Below are 15288 nucleotides of genomic sequence, written 5' to 3'. Positions count from 1 at the left end.
ACGATACCCACGGTTGCGATGGATCAGCGGACCACGACGGTGGCGTCGGCATCGAGGCGCACCTGCACCTCCAGGGGTATGCCGCTGCCGAGGGGCGCTCGAACGACCGCGGGGGTGCCGCCGGGCAGACGCACGGTCAGCTCGGTGTGTCCGCGGCGCGCCGTTGCCGACTCGACGGGCACCGCCGTGCCTGCGGGATCGAGGACGAGAGCGCCCGGCCCGACGCCCACGAGTTCGATCGGATCGGCGCCAGCCAGTTGGCACGGCCGGGAATCGCTCGGGCGCCCCGTTGGGGACGTCTCGTCACCCGAGGATGGCCCGCCCGGAGGCCGCGGATCGACCCAGCCGAGTGCCTGCGCCTGCTCCGAGGACAGGAACGGCCCATAACCCAAGAAAGCCGCCACCTCCCGTGTGCCTGGGGCGCTCCACAAGGCGGCGGGCGCGTCGATCCGGGCGAGCCGGCCGGCGGCCATGACCGCGACACGGTCGGCGACGGCGAACGCCTCGTCCTGGTCGTGGGTGACATAGATGGCGGTCGTCTCGGTCGCGCGCAAGCTGGAGCGCAACACCCCGACGAGGTGCTCGCGCAGCGCCCGGTCCAGGGCGGAGAGCGGCTCGTCCAGCAGCAGCAGGCGAGGCGCGGGCGCGAGCGAGCGGGCCAGGGCGACCCGTTGCGCCTGGCCGCCCGATAAGGAGGTGACCGCGCGGTCCTCGAAGCCGCCCAGGCCGACAACGTCGAGCAGCTCGCCGACCCGCCGCCGACGCTGCCCGCGCGGCAGGTCGTGGATGCCGTAGGCGACATTGCCGCCGACGTCGCGATGCGGGAACAGCTGCCCCTCTTGGAACATCACCCCGAAGCCCCGCCTGTGGACCGCGACATCCGTCAGCCACTCGTCGTCCCACCGGATCTCGCCGCCGACGAGCGGCTCCAACCCGGCGATCCCACGCAACAGCGACGATTTGCCCGAGCCCGAGGCGCCGAGCAAGGCGACGATCTCGCCGGGGGCGACGTGCAGGGTGACGTCGTCGACAGCGGTCGCGCTCCCGTAGCGGACGACGACGTGTTCGGCGGCCAGACCCCGGAGGTGCTCGACCCTGCGGGCCGGATCCCTGACGTCGTCGCGCTTGACGTTGTCGCGCTTGGTCACCACGGCGACGCCGTCTTGGGCCGGACGATCTCGGCCAGCAACATCACGAGCCCGGTGAGCGCGGCCAGGACCACCGAGGCAGCCAGGGCCGCACCGAAGCTCGCCTCACCCGGCCGGCCGATCAGCCGGAAGATGACCACCGGCAGGGTCGGGCGGTCCAGGCGGGCCAGGAAGGACGTCGCCCCGAACTCGCCGAGCGAGGTCGCCATCGCAAAACCACCCGCCAGCCCCAGCCCGCGCGCGAGGAAGGGCAGGTCGATGGTCGCGAGCACCCGCACGGGTGACGCGCCGAGCATCGCCGCCGCCTCGCGCATCCGCGGGTCGATCGCCCGCACCACCGGCAGCATCGAGCGCACGACGAGCGGCAGCGCGACGATCGCCTGCGCGATCGGCACGAGGATCATCGAGGAACGCAGGTCGAGCGGCGGCCGGTTGAGCGTGATCAGGAAGCCGAAGCCGACGGTCACCGCAGACACCCCCAGCGGCAGCATGAACAGTGAGTCGAGCACCCGCAATGCCTTGCGCCCCAACGCTTTGCGCGGCCGCCTGCTGACCACGAGCGTGACCAGCAGACCGAGCGCCACGGCCAGCAGCGTCGCCTGCACACCCACGACGATCGAGTTCCGTATGCCGCTCCACACCGGCACCGGCAGCGCCCGCCCGACCGTGGTCGTCAGCGCCCGGTAGTTTGCCAGCGACCAGCCCTCCGACGTGCGCAGCGAGCGCACAACGAGCGTGAGCAGCGGCGCCGCCAGCAGCCCGACAACCACGGCGCCGGTGACGAGCGTCGGGATCAGGTCGGTCCGGGCCCGCCACCGGTGCTCCCCGGACGCGTCCGGGCGCAGGGCCAGCGCCCGTTCCTGCCGGGAGAGCGTGAGATTGGTGACCAGCAGGCACAACGTGACGACGACCAACTGCGCGATCGACAGTGCGGACGCCGCCCCGAGGTCGAGCAATTGGGTTGTCTGATACCAGATCTCGGTCTCGATCGTGCTGTACTTGATCCCACCCAACACCATGATTATCCCGAACGCGCTGGCGCAGAACAGGAAAACCAGGGCGGCCGCGGACGCGATGGCCGGCATTAAGGCAGGCAGGGTGATCGTCAGCATCGCCCGCATCGGCGAGGCGCCGAGTGCACGGGCGGCCTGCGGCATACGGGGATCGAGTTGTGCCCACATCCCCCCGACCGTGCGGACGACGACCGAATAGTTGAAGAAGACGAGCGCCGCGACGATCGCCACGCGCGACTCCTCCAGCCCGAGCGACGCCAGCGGGCCGCGCGGCCCGATGAGCGAGAGGAAGGCCACGCCGACGACGACCGTCGGCAACACGAACGGGATCCCGACCAGGGCGCGGGCGAGCGCGCGGCCGGGGAAGCGGCATACGTAAAGGACGTAGGCGCCCGGGACGCCGAGCAGCACGGAGGCGATCGTGCCGAGCGCGGCGAGGCTGAGCGTCGTGCCGACGATCCGCCAGGTGCGGGCCGCGGTCATGACGTCGGTGAAGGCCGCGAGATCGAGGCGGCCGTCGACGGTGAAGCCGCGCGCCACCAGCGTCAGGACCGGCCAGGCGAAGAAGATCGCCAAGAAGGCCAACGGAATCGCGGCCGCGAGCACCCAGCCCGCGGCCAACGGCAACGAGTCCGCCCGCCCCGAGTCCAGCCGCCGGCCCCGCCGCGGCGCAACCCCGGCCGCGGGCGCGATCACCCGATGACCTTGGCCGTCCAGTCCTTGATCCACTGGTCACGCTTGGCCGAGATTTCGGCGGCCGGGACGTTGATCGGCTTGGTGGACAGCGGCGCGAACTCGACCCACTCCTTCGGGAGGGTGGCGTCGGACTGAACGGGATACATGTACATCTGGCTCGGGATGTCCTCTTGCACGGGCGTGCTGAGCAGGAAGTCGATGAACTTGCGGGCGCCGACCTCGTTCTGCGAGCCGGCGATGACCCCGGCGTATTCGACCTGGCGGAAACAGGTGTCGAGCAGCGCCTCCGTCTTGGACTCCTTGGCCCCGTCGGGGACCTCGAAGGCCGGCGAGGTGGCGTAGGAGACGACCAGCGGGCGCGGGCCCTTGCCACTGGAGCCGGAGAACTCCGTCGAATAGGCCTCGGTCCAGCCCTTGACCGCCTTGACGCCGTTGTCCTTCAGCTGGCCCCAGTAGTCGAGATAGCCGGGGTCGCCCTTGGCGCCGACCGTCGCGGCGAGGAAGGCCAGGCCGGGGGAGGAGGAGGCGGGGTTCTCGACGACGAGGAGGTCCTTGTATTCCGGCTTGACCAGATCGTCCAGGCTCGCCGGGATCGCCAGCTTGTGCTCCTCGAACCAGCCTTTGTCGGCGTTGAGGCAGACGTCGCCGTAGTCGATCGGCGTGAGCATTTCGCTGTCGTCGGCGCGCAGCTCGGCGGCGGAGTCGGGGAGGGAGGCAGCGGCATACGGGCTGAGGATGCCGGCCTCGATCGCGCGGCCGGCGAAGGTGTTGTCGATCCCGAAGACGACATCGCCGAGCGGGCTGTCCTTGGCGAGGATCAGCTGGTTGAGCACGGTCCCGGCGTCGCCGGGGGCGACATAGGTGACCTTGATGCCGGTGTCCTCGGTGAACTGCTTGGTCAGCGACTCGGTGAGCGCGAACGAGTCATGGGTGACGACCGTCAGCTCCGTCGACTCGGTCGGCGGGGTCGAGGCCGAGCCGGCGCCGGACGGGGACGTGCTGCTCGTGGACGGCGAGTCGCTCGAAGAGTTGCATGCCGCCAGCGTTCCGGCCAGGAGCAGGCTCGCGATGAGCGTCGCGCCGCGTCGGGTGGGGTGGCTGCTGCCCGGTCTGATCATGGCCTTCTCGCCTCCTCGATAGGAGGGCCCGGCGTGCTGCCGGGGAGATTCTCGACTCCCTACGCCGGTGTTAACCGGATCAGGTCCGAGGGTCTGCGCGGGTGCGCACTCTCAGCGCCCCGTATGGCGCTCCCCTGTCTGGATGGGGGAACGCTACCACCGGCGCCGGCTCTTCCCGCGGCGACCGAGGGAGATCAGTCGAGATAGCGCGGGCGCACTTCGTCGCGCCGCTCCTCCCACCGCGCGATGATGCCGTCCATCTCCTCGGCGACGAAGCGATAAAACTCCACCGAATAGGCCAGCCGTCGCCCGGCCGGGGTCGCGGGGCCGCCCACGGCGGCGACACCACGCTCGAGCTGGTCGACGAGGTAGCCGATGACGGCGGCCTTTTGCAGGGTGACGTCGTGCCAGGTGTCCGTCTGTAGGACATAGACATCGCGCCGACTGCCGCGCTCGCGTTCCTTGGTGACGAAGCCGTAGGCATGCAAGAAGGTCATCGCCCCCGACACCGCGGCGCGGCTGATGTGCAGGGCCTGCTGAATCTCGGCGGCGGTCATCCGCCCGTCGTCGTCGGTGAGCAGCAACGCGATCACCCGACCGACGAGGCGCTGCATGCCCGCGGCAGTCAACGTCGCACCGAAGGTCTCCACGAAGGTCGTCACGGCGGCCTCGTCACGCGCGGCTGCCCGTCCGTCGCGCGCGGCTGCGGTGCTCATGTCATAAGTTTAACAACATTCACAAACTACTGAAAGAAGTGGCATCATGGGTGCTGTGACCGCTGTCATCGACATCGTCGGGCTCGTCAAGAACTTCGGCACGACTCGGGCGTTGGATGGCCTCGATCTGAGCGTCGCTGCGGGACATGTGCACGGCTTCCTCGGGCCCAATGGTTCCGGCAAGTCGACGACAATCCGGGTCCTCCTCGGGCTGCTGCGGGCCGACGCCGGCACTGTGCGCCTTCTCGGCGGCGACGTCTGGGGCGACGCTGCGGCGCTGCACCGGAGGCTGGCCTATGTCCCCGGCGACGTCAGCCTGTGGCCCAATCTGACCGGCGGCGAGATCATCGACCTGCTCGGGCGCGCTCGCGGCGGCCTCGACGCCGGGCGGCGCGCCGAACTGATCGAGCGCTTCGACCTCGACCCGACCAAGAAGGGGCGCTCCTATTCCAAGGGCAACCGGCAAAAGGTCGCCCTGGTCGCCGCCTTCGCCTCCGATGTCGAGCTGCTCCTGCTCGACGAACCCACCTCCGGTCTGGACCCGCTGATGGAGCGGGTCTTCGCCGAGATCGTTCTCGCCGAACGCGAGCACGGCCGCACCGTGCTGCTGTCCAGCCACATCCTCTCCGAGGTCGAAGCCCTGTGCGACCACGTGAGCATCATCCGGGCCGGACGCTGCGTCGAGACCGGGACGCTCCAAGACCTGCGGCACCTGACCCGGACCGAGATCAGCGCCGAACTCGACCACCCACCGGCCGACTTGGCCACGCTGCCCGGCGTCCATGACGTGAGCATCGACGGATACCGGCTGCGCGCTCAGGTCGACTCCGCCGCCCTGGGCGAGGTCCTCGCCCGGCTGGCCCCCCAAGGTGTGCGGTCGTTCACCGCGACCCCGCCGACCCTCGAGGAGCTTTTCCTGCGCCACTACGACGGTGCGGCATGACGACGACCGCGCTGCCCGGCCAAGCGCACACCCGCCACGAACAGGCCGGCCCGCTCACCGGCACCGGCCTGGCCTGGCGGCGCGCGGTGCGCTCGGACCGTTGGTTTTGGCTGGTCTGGGTGCTTGTGCTGTGGAGCTTCGTGCCGGCGACGACAGCGGCATACCGCGAAACGATCAGCGACGACGCGGCGGGGCGGGAGGTCGCGGCCGGGCTGGCCGCGAACCCGACGATGCGGGCCATGCTCGGCCCGCCGTTTGACCTGCTGAACGCCGGTGGCTTCGCCATGTGGCGGGTCGGCGGGTTCACCGCGGTGATGAGCGGCGTCATGGCGGCGCTCGGGGTCATTCGAGCCACCCGGGCAGAGGAGGAAGCCGGCCGCACCGAGCTGCTGCGTGCCGGGGCGATCGGGCGGCACTCGTTGCTGTGGGGAGCGATCCTGTTGGGGCTGACCGGATCCGGGCTCCTCGGGCTGCTGATCAGCGTCTCGATGATCGGCCTCAACACACCAGCCGCGGGCGCGCTGTGCATGGGGCTAGGCATCGCCCTAACTGCCGCGGTCTTCGTCGGCGTCGGCGCCTGCGCTGCCCAGCTCAGCGCCTCAACGCGCGCCTGCCGGTTCGTCGCGATGGGAGCGCTGGGCGCGGCCTACCTGCTGCGTGCGCTCGCCGACGGCTCCGCGAGCGACAGCGCGCTGCGTCCCCTCGCCTGGCTCTCGCCGGTCGAGTGGGCCCCCCTCGCTCGCCCGTATGCCGCGGAGCGCTGGTGGGTGCTGGCGCTGCCGGCAGCGCTCGCGGCCAGCCTGATCGGGCTCGCCTTCGCGGTCGAGGCACGGCGCGACCACGGCGCCGGGCTGCGGCCCGCGCGGCCCGGACCGGCGAGCGCTCCGGCCCGGCTGTCGTCAGCGGCGGGCCTGGCCTGGCGCCTGACCCGGGGCAGCAGCCTCGGCTGGGGCATCGGGCTAGTGATCTTCGCGCTCGTCATGGGCTCACTCGCGGACGTCTTCGAGACCGTGGCCGACGATCCCGAGCTGGCCGAGCGCTTCCGGCGGATGGGCGCCGGGGCGCAGGACCTACAGGCGGCCTTCTTCGTCGCGATGCTCGGCATCCTCGTCGTGCTGCTCGCCGTCTTTGCCCTGCAGCTCTTCGAGCGGCTGCGCAAGGAGGAGGAGGCCGGGCACGCCGAGGTCATCCTCGCCACCGACACGGCGCGCACGCGCCAACTGCTCGCCTTTGTCGTCCCCGCGCTCGTCGTCCCGACCGGGCTGCTCGCCGCGATCGGCGTCCTGCTGCCGCTCCAATCCGGACTGGCCGGTGACCGCGGGCTGATCCCGCGGATCCTCGGCGCCGCGATGGCGTTGGCGCCCGGGGTTTGGCTTTGCCTCGGCCTGGGCGTCGCCGTGCACGGGCTCGCCCCGCGACTGCGTCTCCTGCCGTGGGCAGTCGTCGGCTGGTCGCTCGTCGTCAACTGGATCGGCGGCGTGCTCGGCTTCCCGCAGGGCGTGCTCGACGCCACGCCGTTCGGGCAGCTGCCGCAGCTGCCGGCCCAGCCGATGGCCTGGGGGCCGGTGATCGTCGAGACGCTGCTCGCTGCAGCCTTGCTCGTCGCGGGCTTTTGGGGCTATCGCCGCCGCGACATCACCTGAAGCGGCGACAGCACGCAACGCCGCGACATCCGTGAGGTGCCGCGGCCTGGCCGGGTGCGGCTGCCTACGATGGGGGTCGTGTCCGTTAACGAGTTCGGCCAGCCCGTCGGTGACCCCGTGCCGGATTGGCAGCCGCGGCCACCGATCATGCCGGTCACGCTCACCGGCGGCTACGTCCGGGTCGAGGCGTTGCGTCCCGCGCACGCGGGTGTCCTCTACGGCCCGATGGTCACCGCCTCCGATCCGCGGATCTGGACCTACAACCTCGCGCCGTCGGGGATGACGCCGGCGGAGTTCGAGGACTACGTGACCGGGCTGATCGGCATACCCGCTGCGGTGCCGATGGCGATCCTCTCGCCCGAGGGCGAGGGCCTGGGGATCGCCTGCTATCTGCGGATCGACCCGGACAATGGCTCCGCCGAGGTCGGTGGGATCGTGTATTCGACTGCGCTGCAACGCACCACGGCCGCGACCGAGGCGATGGTGTTGATGGCGCGGCACGTCTTCGACGACCTCGCCTACCGGCGCTACGAGTGGAAGTGCGACTCGTGCAACGGGCCGTCGGTCAGCGCGGCGATGCGCCTGGGCTTCACCTTCGAGGGCCGCTTCCGCAACGCGCTGGTCTACAAGGGCCGCAACCGCGACACCGACTGGTTCTCGATCACCGACGCCGAGTGGCCGGCGATCTCGGCCGCGTATGCCGCTTGGCTCGCCCCGGACAACTTCGACCCCTTCGGGCGGCAGCTCACCTCGCTCGCCGTCGCCACGCGCGACGCTCGCTGAGCGGGTCGGCAACGGGCGTCGTCCAGCGCTCAGGCGTCCAGGCCCAGCTCGTGACTGGAAACCTCGCGCATCTCGATCTTGCGGACCTTGCCGGTCACGGTCATCGGGAAGTCCTCGACGATCCGGACATAGCGCGGGATCTTGTAGTGCGCCAGGTTGCCCGTGCAGAACTCGCGCACCGACTCGGCGGTCACCGGCTCGGCGCCCTCGCGCATCCGCACCCAGGCGCACAACTCCTCGCCGTACTTCTCGTCCGGGACCCCGATGACCTGGGCGTCGAGGATGTCGGGGTGGGTGTAGAGGAACTCCTCGATCTCACGGGGGTAGATATTCTCGCCGCCCCGGATGACCATGTCCTTGATCCGGCCGGTGATCCGCACATACCCGTCGGGGTCCATGATCGCCAGGTCACCGGTGCGCATCCAGCCGTCGATCACCGCCTCGGCGGTCTTCTCGGGCTGATCCCAGTAGCCGAGCATGACCGAATAGCCCTTGGTGCAGAACTCGCCAGGCTCACCCCGCTTGAGCGTCTGCCCGCTCAGCGGGTCGGCCACCCGGATCTCCAGGTGCGGGCAGACCCGTCCGACCGTCCCGACCTTGTGGTCGAAGTCGTCGTCGGTGCGGGTCTGGGTCGAGACCGGTGACGTCTCGGTCATGCCGTAGCAGATCGTCACCTCCTCGATCCCGGCGGCGATCAGCTTCTTCATCAACTCCGCGGGGCAGGGCGAGCCGGCCATGATCCCGGTGCGCACCGACGACAGGTCGTAGGAGGCGAAGTCGGGCAGCGCCCACTCGGCGATGAACATGGTCGGAACGCCATAGAGCGAGGTGCACTTCTCGGCCTGGACCGCCGCCAGCGTCTTGGCCGGGTCGAAACCCGGAGCGGGGATGACCATTGTCGCCCCGTGCGTCGTGCTCGCGAGATTGCCCATGACCATGCCGAAGCAGTGATAGAAGGGCACCGGGATGCACACCCGGTCCTGCTCGGTGTAGCGGCAGACCTCGCCGACGAGATAGCCGTTGTTGAGGATGTTCAGGTGCGAGAGCGTCGCGCCCTTGGGGAATCCGGTTGTCCCCGAAGTGTATTGGATGTTGATCGGGTCCTCGGGCTTGAGCGAGTCGGCGATGCCCTGCACGAGGTCAGGCTGCACCGCTGAACCGGCCGCGACGAAGTCGTCCCACTCCGGCGTGCCGAAGTAGTGCACCTCGCGCAGGTCCGGGCACTGCGAGCGGACCTGATCGATCATCGATCGGTAGTTGCTGGTCTTGAACTGTTCGACGGCGACGAGCAAGCTGATACCCGCCTGGCGCAGGACGTATTGCAGTTCGTGGGTGCGATAGGCCGGGTTGATGTTGACGAGGATCAGGCCGACCTTGGCCGTGGCATATTGCACGACCGTCCACTGCGCCATATTGGGCGCCCAGATGCCGACCCGCTCGCCCACGGCGAAGTCGGCCGCCACCAGCGCCCGGGCGACCTTGTCCACCTCGGCGGCGAACTCGGCATACGTCCAGCGGATGCCCTGCTCGCAGTCGATGAGCGCCTCCCGGTCGCCATACGCGGCCACCGTGGCGTCGAGATTCGCCGAGATGGTGTTTGTCAGCAGCGGTGGGTCGGTCTCACCGATGGCGTGCGCAAGCTGGGGGTCGTCGGCGGTGACGGGCATCGATCCTCCTCGATCGGGATGTTGTGCCCCAGCCTGCCATGCTCGCGGGTCGGCCGCTGGCAAGGCTCAACTCACTCGACTCGAGCTTCCCCGGTGAGCCCGTGGTGAGCCCGGGAGGAAACACATCAGGCTTGATGTACATCAGCATTGATGTACATCAAGCTGGATGCGTTCTGGCAAGGTGGCCGACTCGCCTGCCGCTCGCGATCGGCACGCCGCCGGACAATCGCCACATCGTCGGGCGAGAGCATGAGGTCGCCGCCTGCTGCGACTACCTTCGGGAACATCCGTGTCACTGACGGGCGACCGGCGCTTCGGCAAGACCTCCGTGCGCCACCTCGTCGAGGACGAGTTGCGCTCTCGCGGGTGCCGGGTGGCCGCCGTGAGTGCCCAGCGTCAAACCTTGGTCGATGTCGTCGAGGCAATCATCAGGGAACTCCGGAAGGGATTGTGGGCTCGGCCCTGAAGGAGTTCAGACGCTGGTCGGTCGAGGTGAACCTGGGGGTTGCCAAACTCAGCCGCGATCAAGCGGAGTCGACACTTGAAGACGCAGTGGCGCTGGCCTCTGCGGCTGAGCCCGCCACCACTCGTCCTCGTCGTCGACGAAGTGCCGGAGTTGTTCCTGGCCGATGCGGGCGAAGGGGCAGCCCTGGTGAAGCTCCTTCGCCGGATTCGGCAGGACAACAAGGGGGAGCTAGCGATGGTCCTCCTAGGGTCGCTCTGGTAGCTGGCTACTACGGTGACCAGGCGTCCCTGGCCTTTGCCATGCTCGATGAGTATGCCGTCGCGGCCACCCCCATGGCGGCGAACGACGTTCGGACTCAACTAGACCTGCCTTTTCCATCGCGTTCATGAGGTCGAACGCCTCTCGTGCCGTCAGATCGCCGTCGGCCACGATGCCACGCATGACATCGATCGTTTCCCGAGTAGTGATTCCGCTAGCGCGGGCGTATTCCAGTGCATCTGCGTCATCGGTAATCCACCAGGAGCCGCGCCAGTCCGCCACTTCCTTTATGAGATAACAGGATTGCGCCTCACCAAGATGTTTCAGAGGCTCGCCGGACGTGCCCCCAAACACTGCGGTGCGCAAGTGCTCGACTTGCCGGACGCCGAAGTCGTCATCGATCTTTACTGGATCGCCCAGCCAACCCTCGGCCGCCAGCGATCCGAGAGCAGGCAGGTGGGCAGCAGAGCGTGATGCCTCCAGAGCAACTGCGTCGGTCCAGCGCCCACGGCCGCGAAGCCAGTCGCGAAGAAGGTCGAGGCGGTTCACGGCGGCGAAGTTGCACAGCACCGTGTTGTCCGGGAAGACCGCCTCTGCCACGTTCAGGCACCTGATTCCGCGCCGCGTTCGAGATCCGCCCGGATCTGCTCGGTCGATGCGCCGACCAGGTGGGCATACGGCCTCAGCGTGCTCTTGCCTTCCAGGTAGGCCACAAACAAGTCTCGCTTCAGCAAGCCCGGGCGCCGGGGTTCCGATGACTGCGCGCTAGCTGCGGCGAGGTCCGCGATGGCACCAGAGATGGACGCTGCGCCCTTCGCGCTCATCGTCTTCCACTGGTCTCGGTTCATGTCGTCGATCAGCCGCAGGTTGGAAAGGCGGCAGGCCAGCGCGCTTGGGGACACCATCAGCTCCACTGATAGCCGTGCGAAGTCAGCCTGGTTGAAACCGGGTCGCACCTCGCCACGCAGCCGCCCCTCGGGCATGAGGAACGACGCCGCGAAGGCGTTCGCCCGAATCTCCGAGTTCCCGGACTTTGACTCCTTGCCATAGATGTCGCTATCCGTGTGCACCCCCTGGTTGTCTCCGGCCAGCAGGTGGCCCAGCTCGTGGGCCAGTGTGAAGCGCTGCCGAGCAGCGATAGGAGTGATGGCAGCCAAGATGAGCTTGCCGTCCTGGCTCGACACGGCGAGACCGTCGAAACCTTCCCCCAACGGGGCCAGGCAGACATCGGCTCCAAACGCGGCCTCAATCACCCCGGCTAGGTCCCGCCCGCCAACATCCAGCCCAGCCTCGCTGACGCGAGCCAGCGCAGCAACGGCGAGTCGGTCACCCTGGTCTATTGCCTTCCCGCCAGCCCCGTGTTCTGCGATGCCGCTCCATGGCTGCTTGTAGCCGAGTCGGTTGGCATTTCGCCGCAGCTCCATCAACTCGCGCCCCTCCCGCAGGGCGTGCTCCGCCGAGCTGCCAGTCGCTGCCCGGGCGGCCGTGGCGACGGGGGTCTCTTCGCCGTTAAGGAGCCAGTCCACGCTCACCCCACAGCGCTCGGCAATCCGCGCCAAGTCCAGTGATGAGAAACGCCGAGTTCCATTGAGCGACTTGGACATCTTGGCCGCATCCAGACCCACCTCCGCAGCGAACTCGCCTTGGGACAGGCGACTTCGCCCGATCAACTCCCGCACACGATCCGTTGACGTGCTCATGGTTATCAACTTGCCTTCCGAGGACGCCGGCGCCGGTTCGCCCTTGTCAATTAGCAAGTCTGCCAGTGAGTTGCGATTTTCGCAATTGCGTGACAGGCTCATCCCCGACACGTCACGGCTCGCCACGGCCCCTGAACCGCTCGCGAACCCAACTTCCTGATTGGGTAGACCCACAACGCACCCCCGGAAAGGATCGGCAATGACTGCCACTGCCGCCGATGCTCGCACCGAGCACCGACAGCCCCTGCCGCCCATCCCGGAGCCGGGTCGAGTGGTCGAGGTTCGCGGCAGCACCTGGGCCGTGGAAGACGTTCGCCAGCAACAACTTCCACGCAGTCCCGCCGACGAGGGCGACCCCCGTATGCAGCATGTCGTGGCCCTCCAGTCCCTCGCCGAAGACCGGCTCGGCGAGACGCTCACCGTCGTCTGGGAGCTGGAAGTCGGTCACACCGTAGTCCCCGACCAGGGCCTCCCCGAGACCATCGGTCCGGACGCCTTCGACGACCCCAACATCCTCGGCGCCGTCGTCGACGCCGTGCGGTGGGGCGCCGTCACCTCCGCAGACGCCACCAGCTTCCAGGCACCATTCCGCAGCGGCGCCAACGTCGAGCCCTATCAGCTCGAGCCCCTCCGTCGCGCCCTGGCCACTCCCCGCACCAACCTCCTGCTCGCCGACGGTGTCGGTCTCGGCAAGACCATCGAAGCCGGTCTGGTCATCCAGGAACTCCTCCTACGACACCGCGCGCGCACCGTCGTCATCGTCTGCCCGCCGAGCCTCTCCCTGAAGTGGCAGGACGAGATGCGCGAGAAGTTCGGTCTCGACTTCGTCATCGTCAACTCCGAGCTCATGGCCGAGGTCCGGCGCACCCACGGCCTGGCCGCCAACCCCTTCCGCATCTATCCCCGGGTCATTGTCAGCATGGCCTGGCTACCCACCCCTCGCGCCCAGCGCCTCCTCCGCGACGTCCTCGCCGGAGCCGGACAGAAGAACTCGGCCCGGCAGTTCGCCTTCGACGTCCTCGTTGTCGATGAAGCTCACCACATTGCGCCCGCCAGCCCGAGCACCCTTGGCGGCGGCCGTGGCTACGCCCTCGACAGCAAGCGCACCATCGCCACCCGCAAGCTCGCCGAGAAGTGCGAGCATCGGCTTTTCCTCAGCGCCACCCCGCACAACGGGCACTCCGAGTCCTTCACCGCCCTCCTGGAGATGATCGACAACCGGCGTTTCAGTCGCGGCGCCAGCATCGACGAGGCCGCTCTCAAAGACATCACCATCCGGCGCCTCAAGACCGACATCCCCGACAAGAACTTCCGTCCCGCGAGATCGCCACCATCCCCTTCACCCCGACGGACGACGCAGAGCAGGCCTTCGCCACCCTCGACGACCTCCTCACCAAGAGCGCGAAAGCCAACGGCCGCAAGCGATCCGGCGACATCGTCGCGCTCCTGCTCAAGAAGCGCTTCCTCTCCAGCCCATGGGCCTTCGCCCGCACCCTGGAGCAGTACGACGCAGCGGGAGGCCGCGGCATACCGCAGGACGAGGACGACTACTACTACACCGAAGTCCTCGGCAGCGGCGCCTCCGAGGAAGAGGAAGGCGCCCTCGACCACCCCGAGTTCCAGGCGCTTCGGCAGTCGAAGGCGACCGATCCGCTCAGCGCGGCGAGCCCGCAGGAGATCGAGCGGCTCGTCGCCTGGGGTCGCGCGTACGAACACAAGCCCGACGCGCGCCTGAGTGCGCTCGTCACCCACCTCGATGCGGTATGCCGCCCCGACGGTCGCGCGTGGACCAATGAGCGGGTGGTCGTTTTCACCGAGTACGCCGACACCCTCAACTGGATCGTCAGCGTCCTGAATCAGCGTGGGTATGCCGATCGCCTAGCTAGACGGGGATGCCGCGGCCGAAGCGAGGTTGCCCGCGCAGATAGGGATCCTATTGGTCGACTCACGAGTTCGGCGTATGGTCCCGTAGGCGCGGCAGGCTCTTAGGCCCGGCTCTTCCGGGAGCGAACACCCAGCGCTTTTGCACCAGATAGCTGGCGACGAATAACGCGCTGTCGACGATGACCTTGGCCCACACGACGTGCCCGGCCAGCAGCGTGCCGAGCACCGAGGTGCCCACGGCCGAGGCCGCGACGATCCCGAGGGCGAGCAGCAGGTAGCGCAGCATCGAGATGCCGCGCGGGTGGTCGCTGGCAAAGACGATATGCCGGTTGACCTCGTAGTTGACCAGCCCCGAGACCAGCCGTGCCGTCAGCGTCGCCACCGCGACACCACGCAGCGCGCTGGTCCCGCCGAAGGCGTAGTCGATCACCGCCGTGAACGTCACCAGGTCGACCACCGCCGCGGTGAACGAGGACAGCGCGAACCGCACCGCCTGCACGACGATCCCGCGATAGACGATCATCGAGTCCCGCACCGGCCGGAAATGGGAGACGGTATTGCCGCGGTCGTGATAGACCGTCGAGATGACGACCCCCCGGAACGGGAGCCGCTGCTGCAGCAGATAGATCAAGACGTTCATCTCGTAGTCGAAACGCTCGCCGTCCAGCGCGAGCAGCTCCTCGAACAAGCCCCGGGAGAAGGCGCGCAAGCCGGTCTGGGTGTCGCGCACGACCCGGCCGAAGAGGGCGGTGATCACCGCGGTCGTCGCCTTGTTGCCGAGGCGGCTGCGTAGCGGCAGATCGGGCAGCGTGAAGTCACGGATGCCCAAGACCGCGGCCCGCAGCTCCGCGCGCTCGGCCTCGGCCAGTTCGGCCGCGACGCGACGAATGTCCTGGGGTAGGTGCTGGCCGTCGGAGTCGGCGGTGACGATGCCGGTCACCTCGGGTCGGCTCAGGCAATACCGCAGCGCCGTTTTCAGCGCCGCGCCCTTGCCCCGGTTGACCGAGTGAGTCAACACCGTGCAGCCGTCGATCGCGCCGATCGCCGCAAAAATATGCGCGTATGCCGCTCCCGACCCGTCGTCGATGACCACCACCTCGCGCAGCCCGAGGTCGCGGGTGCGCCGCACGATCTCGGGGAAGTCCTCGCCGGGGTGCAACGAGGGGATGACGAGCACGGGTCCGGACGGTGCCTCCGGGAGCGAGCCGGCATCGCTGCGCGGCTGGCCTCGTACGGGCGGCTCGGTGCTCATC

General features: G+C 68.7%; 13 protein-coding genes and 1 riboswitch. Of the genes, 5 read left to right on the top strand and 8 right to left on the bottom strand.

Annotation, left to right across the window (positions count from 1 at the left end; genetic code table 11):
• Positions 1 to 23 precede the first annotated feature (23 nt).
• The 4 genes from V9G19_RS19460 to V9G19_RS19445 form a co-directional block, all read right to left on the bottom strand.
• Entirely contained in the window at positions 24 to 1148 is a 1125-nt protein-coding gene (locus tag V9G19_RS19460; RefSeq protein ID WP_462287072.1) for an ABC transporter ATP-binding protein, read from the bottom strand.
• Positions 1145 to 2857 carry an ABC transporter permease gene (locus tag V9G19_RS19455; RefSeq protein ID WP_462287071.1) on the bottom strand — a complete coding sequence of 571 codons (1713 nt, stop codon included), beginning with the start codon at positions 2855 to 2857 and terminating at the stop codon, positions 1145 to 1147. Before V9G19_RS19455 ends, V9G19_RS19460 begins: the two co-directional genes overlap by 4 nt.
• On the bottom strand, positions 2854 to 3975 hold the full coding sequence (locus V9G19_RS19450; RefSeq protein ID WP_462287070.1) for a thiamine ABC transporter substrate-binding protein: 1122 nt from the start codon (positions 3973 to 3975) through the stop codon (positions 2854 to 2856). Before V9G19_RS19450 ends, V9G19_RS19455 begins: the two co-directional genes overlap by 4 nt.
• 39 nt (positions 3976 to 4014) lie before the next feature.
• Positions 4015 to 4121, bottom strand: a riboswitch (TPP riboswitch).
• A gap of 48 nt (positions 4122 to 4169) precedes the next feature.
• Complete coding sequence (locus V9G19_RS19445) at positions 4170 to 4691, bottom strand: GbsR/MarR family transcriptional regulator (RefSeq protein WP_462287069.1); 522 nt, start codon at positions 4689 to 4691, stop codon at positions 4170 to 4172.
• A gap of 46 nt (positions 4692 to 4737) precedes the next feature.
• On the opposite strand from V9G19_RS19445, the gene V9G19_RS19440 reads away from it, so the two are divergent.
• The 3 genes from V9G19_RS19440 (at position 4738) to V9G19_RS19430 (ending at position 8060) form a co-directional block, all read left to right on the top strand.
• A complete protein-coding gene (locus V9G19_RS19440; RefSeq protein WP_462287068.1) occupies positions 4738 to 5634 on the top strand; it encodes an ABC transporter ATP-binding protein in 897 nt (298 codons plus the stop codon).
• Positions 5631 to 7277, top strand: a complete 1647-nt coding sequence (locus V9G19_RS19435; protein ID WP_462287067.1) for an ABC transporter permease — start codon at positions 5631 to 5633, stop codon at positions 7275 to 7277. Before V9G19_RS19440 ends, V9G19_RS19435 begins: the two co-directional genes overlap by 4 nt.
• A gap of 69 nt (positions 7278 to 7346) precedes the next feature.
• Positions 7347 to 8060 carry a GNAT family N-acetyltransferase gene (locus V9G19_RS19430; protein ID WP_462287066.1) on the top strand — a complete coding sequence of 238 codons (714 nt, stop codon included), beginning with the start codon at positions 7347 to 7349 and terminating at the stop codon, positions 8058 to 8060.
• A 29-nt stretch (positions 8061 to 8089) separates the two neighbouring features.
• Here V9G19_RS19430 and V9G19_RS19425 read toward each other — a convergent pair whose 3' ends face one another.
• Entirely contained in the window at positions 8090 to 9727 is a 1638-nt protein-coding gene (locus tag V9G19_RS19425) for an AMP-binding protein (RefSeq protein ID WP_462287065.1), read from the bottom strand.
• Between the two features lie 289 nt (positions 9728 to 10016).
• Between V9G19_RS19425 and V9G19_RS19420 the strand changes: the two genes are divergently transcribed.
• Positions 10017 to 10193, top strand: a complete 177-nt coding sequence (locus V9G19_RS19420; RefSeq protein WP_462287064.1) for a hypothetical protein — start codon at positions 10017 to 10019, stop codon at positions 10191 to 10193.
• 243 nt (positions 10194 to 10436) lie between these two features.
• Here the strand turns inward: V9G19_RS19420 and V9G19_RS19415 are convergent, their stop codons facing one another.
• Both V9G19_RS19415 and V9G19_RS19410 read right to left on the bottom strand, forming a co-directional pair.
• Positions 10437 to 11051 (bottom strand): hypothetical protein, encoded by a 615-nt coding sequence (locus V9G19_RS19415; protein WP_462287063.1) that lies wholly within the window; start codon positions 11049 to 11051, stop codon positions 10437 to 10439.
• Positions 11052 to 11053: 2 nt separating this feature from the next.
• On the bottom strand, positions 11054 to 12253 hold the full coding sequence (locus V9G19_RS19410; protein ID WP_462287062.1) for a helix-turn-helix domain-containing protein: 1200 nt from the start codon (positions 12251 to 12253) through the stop codon (positions 11054 to 11056).
• Between the two features lie 97 nt (positions 12254 to 12350).
• On the opposite strand from V9G19_RS19410, the gene V9G19_RS19405 reads away from it, so the two are divergent.
• Complete coding sequence (locus V9G19_RS19405) at positions 12351 to 13886, top strand: SNF2-related protein (RefSeq protein ID WP_462287061.1); 1536 nt, start codon at positions 12351 to 12353, stop codon at positions 13884 to 13886.
• 210 nt (positions 13887 to 14096) lie between these two features.
• Here the strand turns inward: V9G19_RS19405 and V9G19_RS19400 are convergent, their stop codons facing one another.
• Positions 14097 to 15287 carry a glycosyltransferase gene (locus V9G19_RS19400; RefSeq protein WP_462287060.1) on the bottom strand — a complete coding sequence of 397 codons (1191 nt, stop codon included), beginning with the start codon at positions 15285 to 15287 and terminating at the stop codon, positions 14097 to 14099.
• Position 15288: the final 1 nt, after the last annotated feature.

The sequence above is a fragment of the Nostocoides sp. genome (genome assembly GCF_037045025.1).
Lineage (GTDB): Bacteria > Actinomycetota > Actinomycetes > Actinomycetales > Dermatophilaceae > Nostocoides_A.
This window is presented reverse-complemented; position numbering and strand designations above follow the sequence as displayed.

What these genes read in the sequence shown, in the direction of transcription:
- V9G19_RS19445 (WP_462287069.1), bottom strand. Translation starts at nt 4,691, where the DNA reads ATGAGCACCGCAGCCGCGCGCGACGGACGGGCAGCCGCGCGTGACGAG.
- V9G19_RS19430 (WP_462287066.1), top strand. Translation starts at nt 7,347, where the DNA reads ATGGGGGTCGTGTCCGTTAACGAGTTCGGCCAGCCCGTCGGTGACCCC.
- V9G19_RS19405 (WP_462287061.1), top strand. Translation starts at nt 12,351, where the DNA reads ATGACTGCCACTGCCGCCGATGCTCGCACCGAGCACCGACAGCCCCTG.
- V9G19_RS19435 (WP_462287067.1), top strand. Translation starts at nt 5,631, where the DNA reads ATGACGACGACCGCGCTGCCCGGCCAAGCGCACACCCGCCACGAACAG.
- V9G19_RS19450 (WP_462287070.1), bottom strand. Translation starts at nt 3,975, where the DNA reads ATGATCAGACCGGGCAGCAGCCACCCCACCCGACGCGGCGCGACGCTC.
- V9G19_RS19400 (WP_462287060.1), bottom strand. Translation starts at nt 15,287, where the DNA reads ATGAGCACCGAGCCGCCCGTACGAGGCCAGCCGCGCAGCGATGCCGGC.
- V9G19_RS19440 (WP_462287068.1), top strand. Translation starts at nt 4,738, where the DNA reads ATGGGTGCTGTGACCGCTGTCATCGACATCGTCGGGCTCGTCAAGAAC.
- V9G19_RS19410 (WP_462287062.1), bottom strand. Translation starts at nt 12,253, where the DNA reads ATGAGCCTGTCACGCAATTGCGAAAATCGCAACTCACTGGCAGACTTG.
- V9G19_RS19425 (WP_462287065.1), bottom strand. Translation starts at nt 9,727, where the DNA reads ATGCCCGTCACCGCCGACGACCCCCAGCTTGCGCACGCCATCGGTGAG.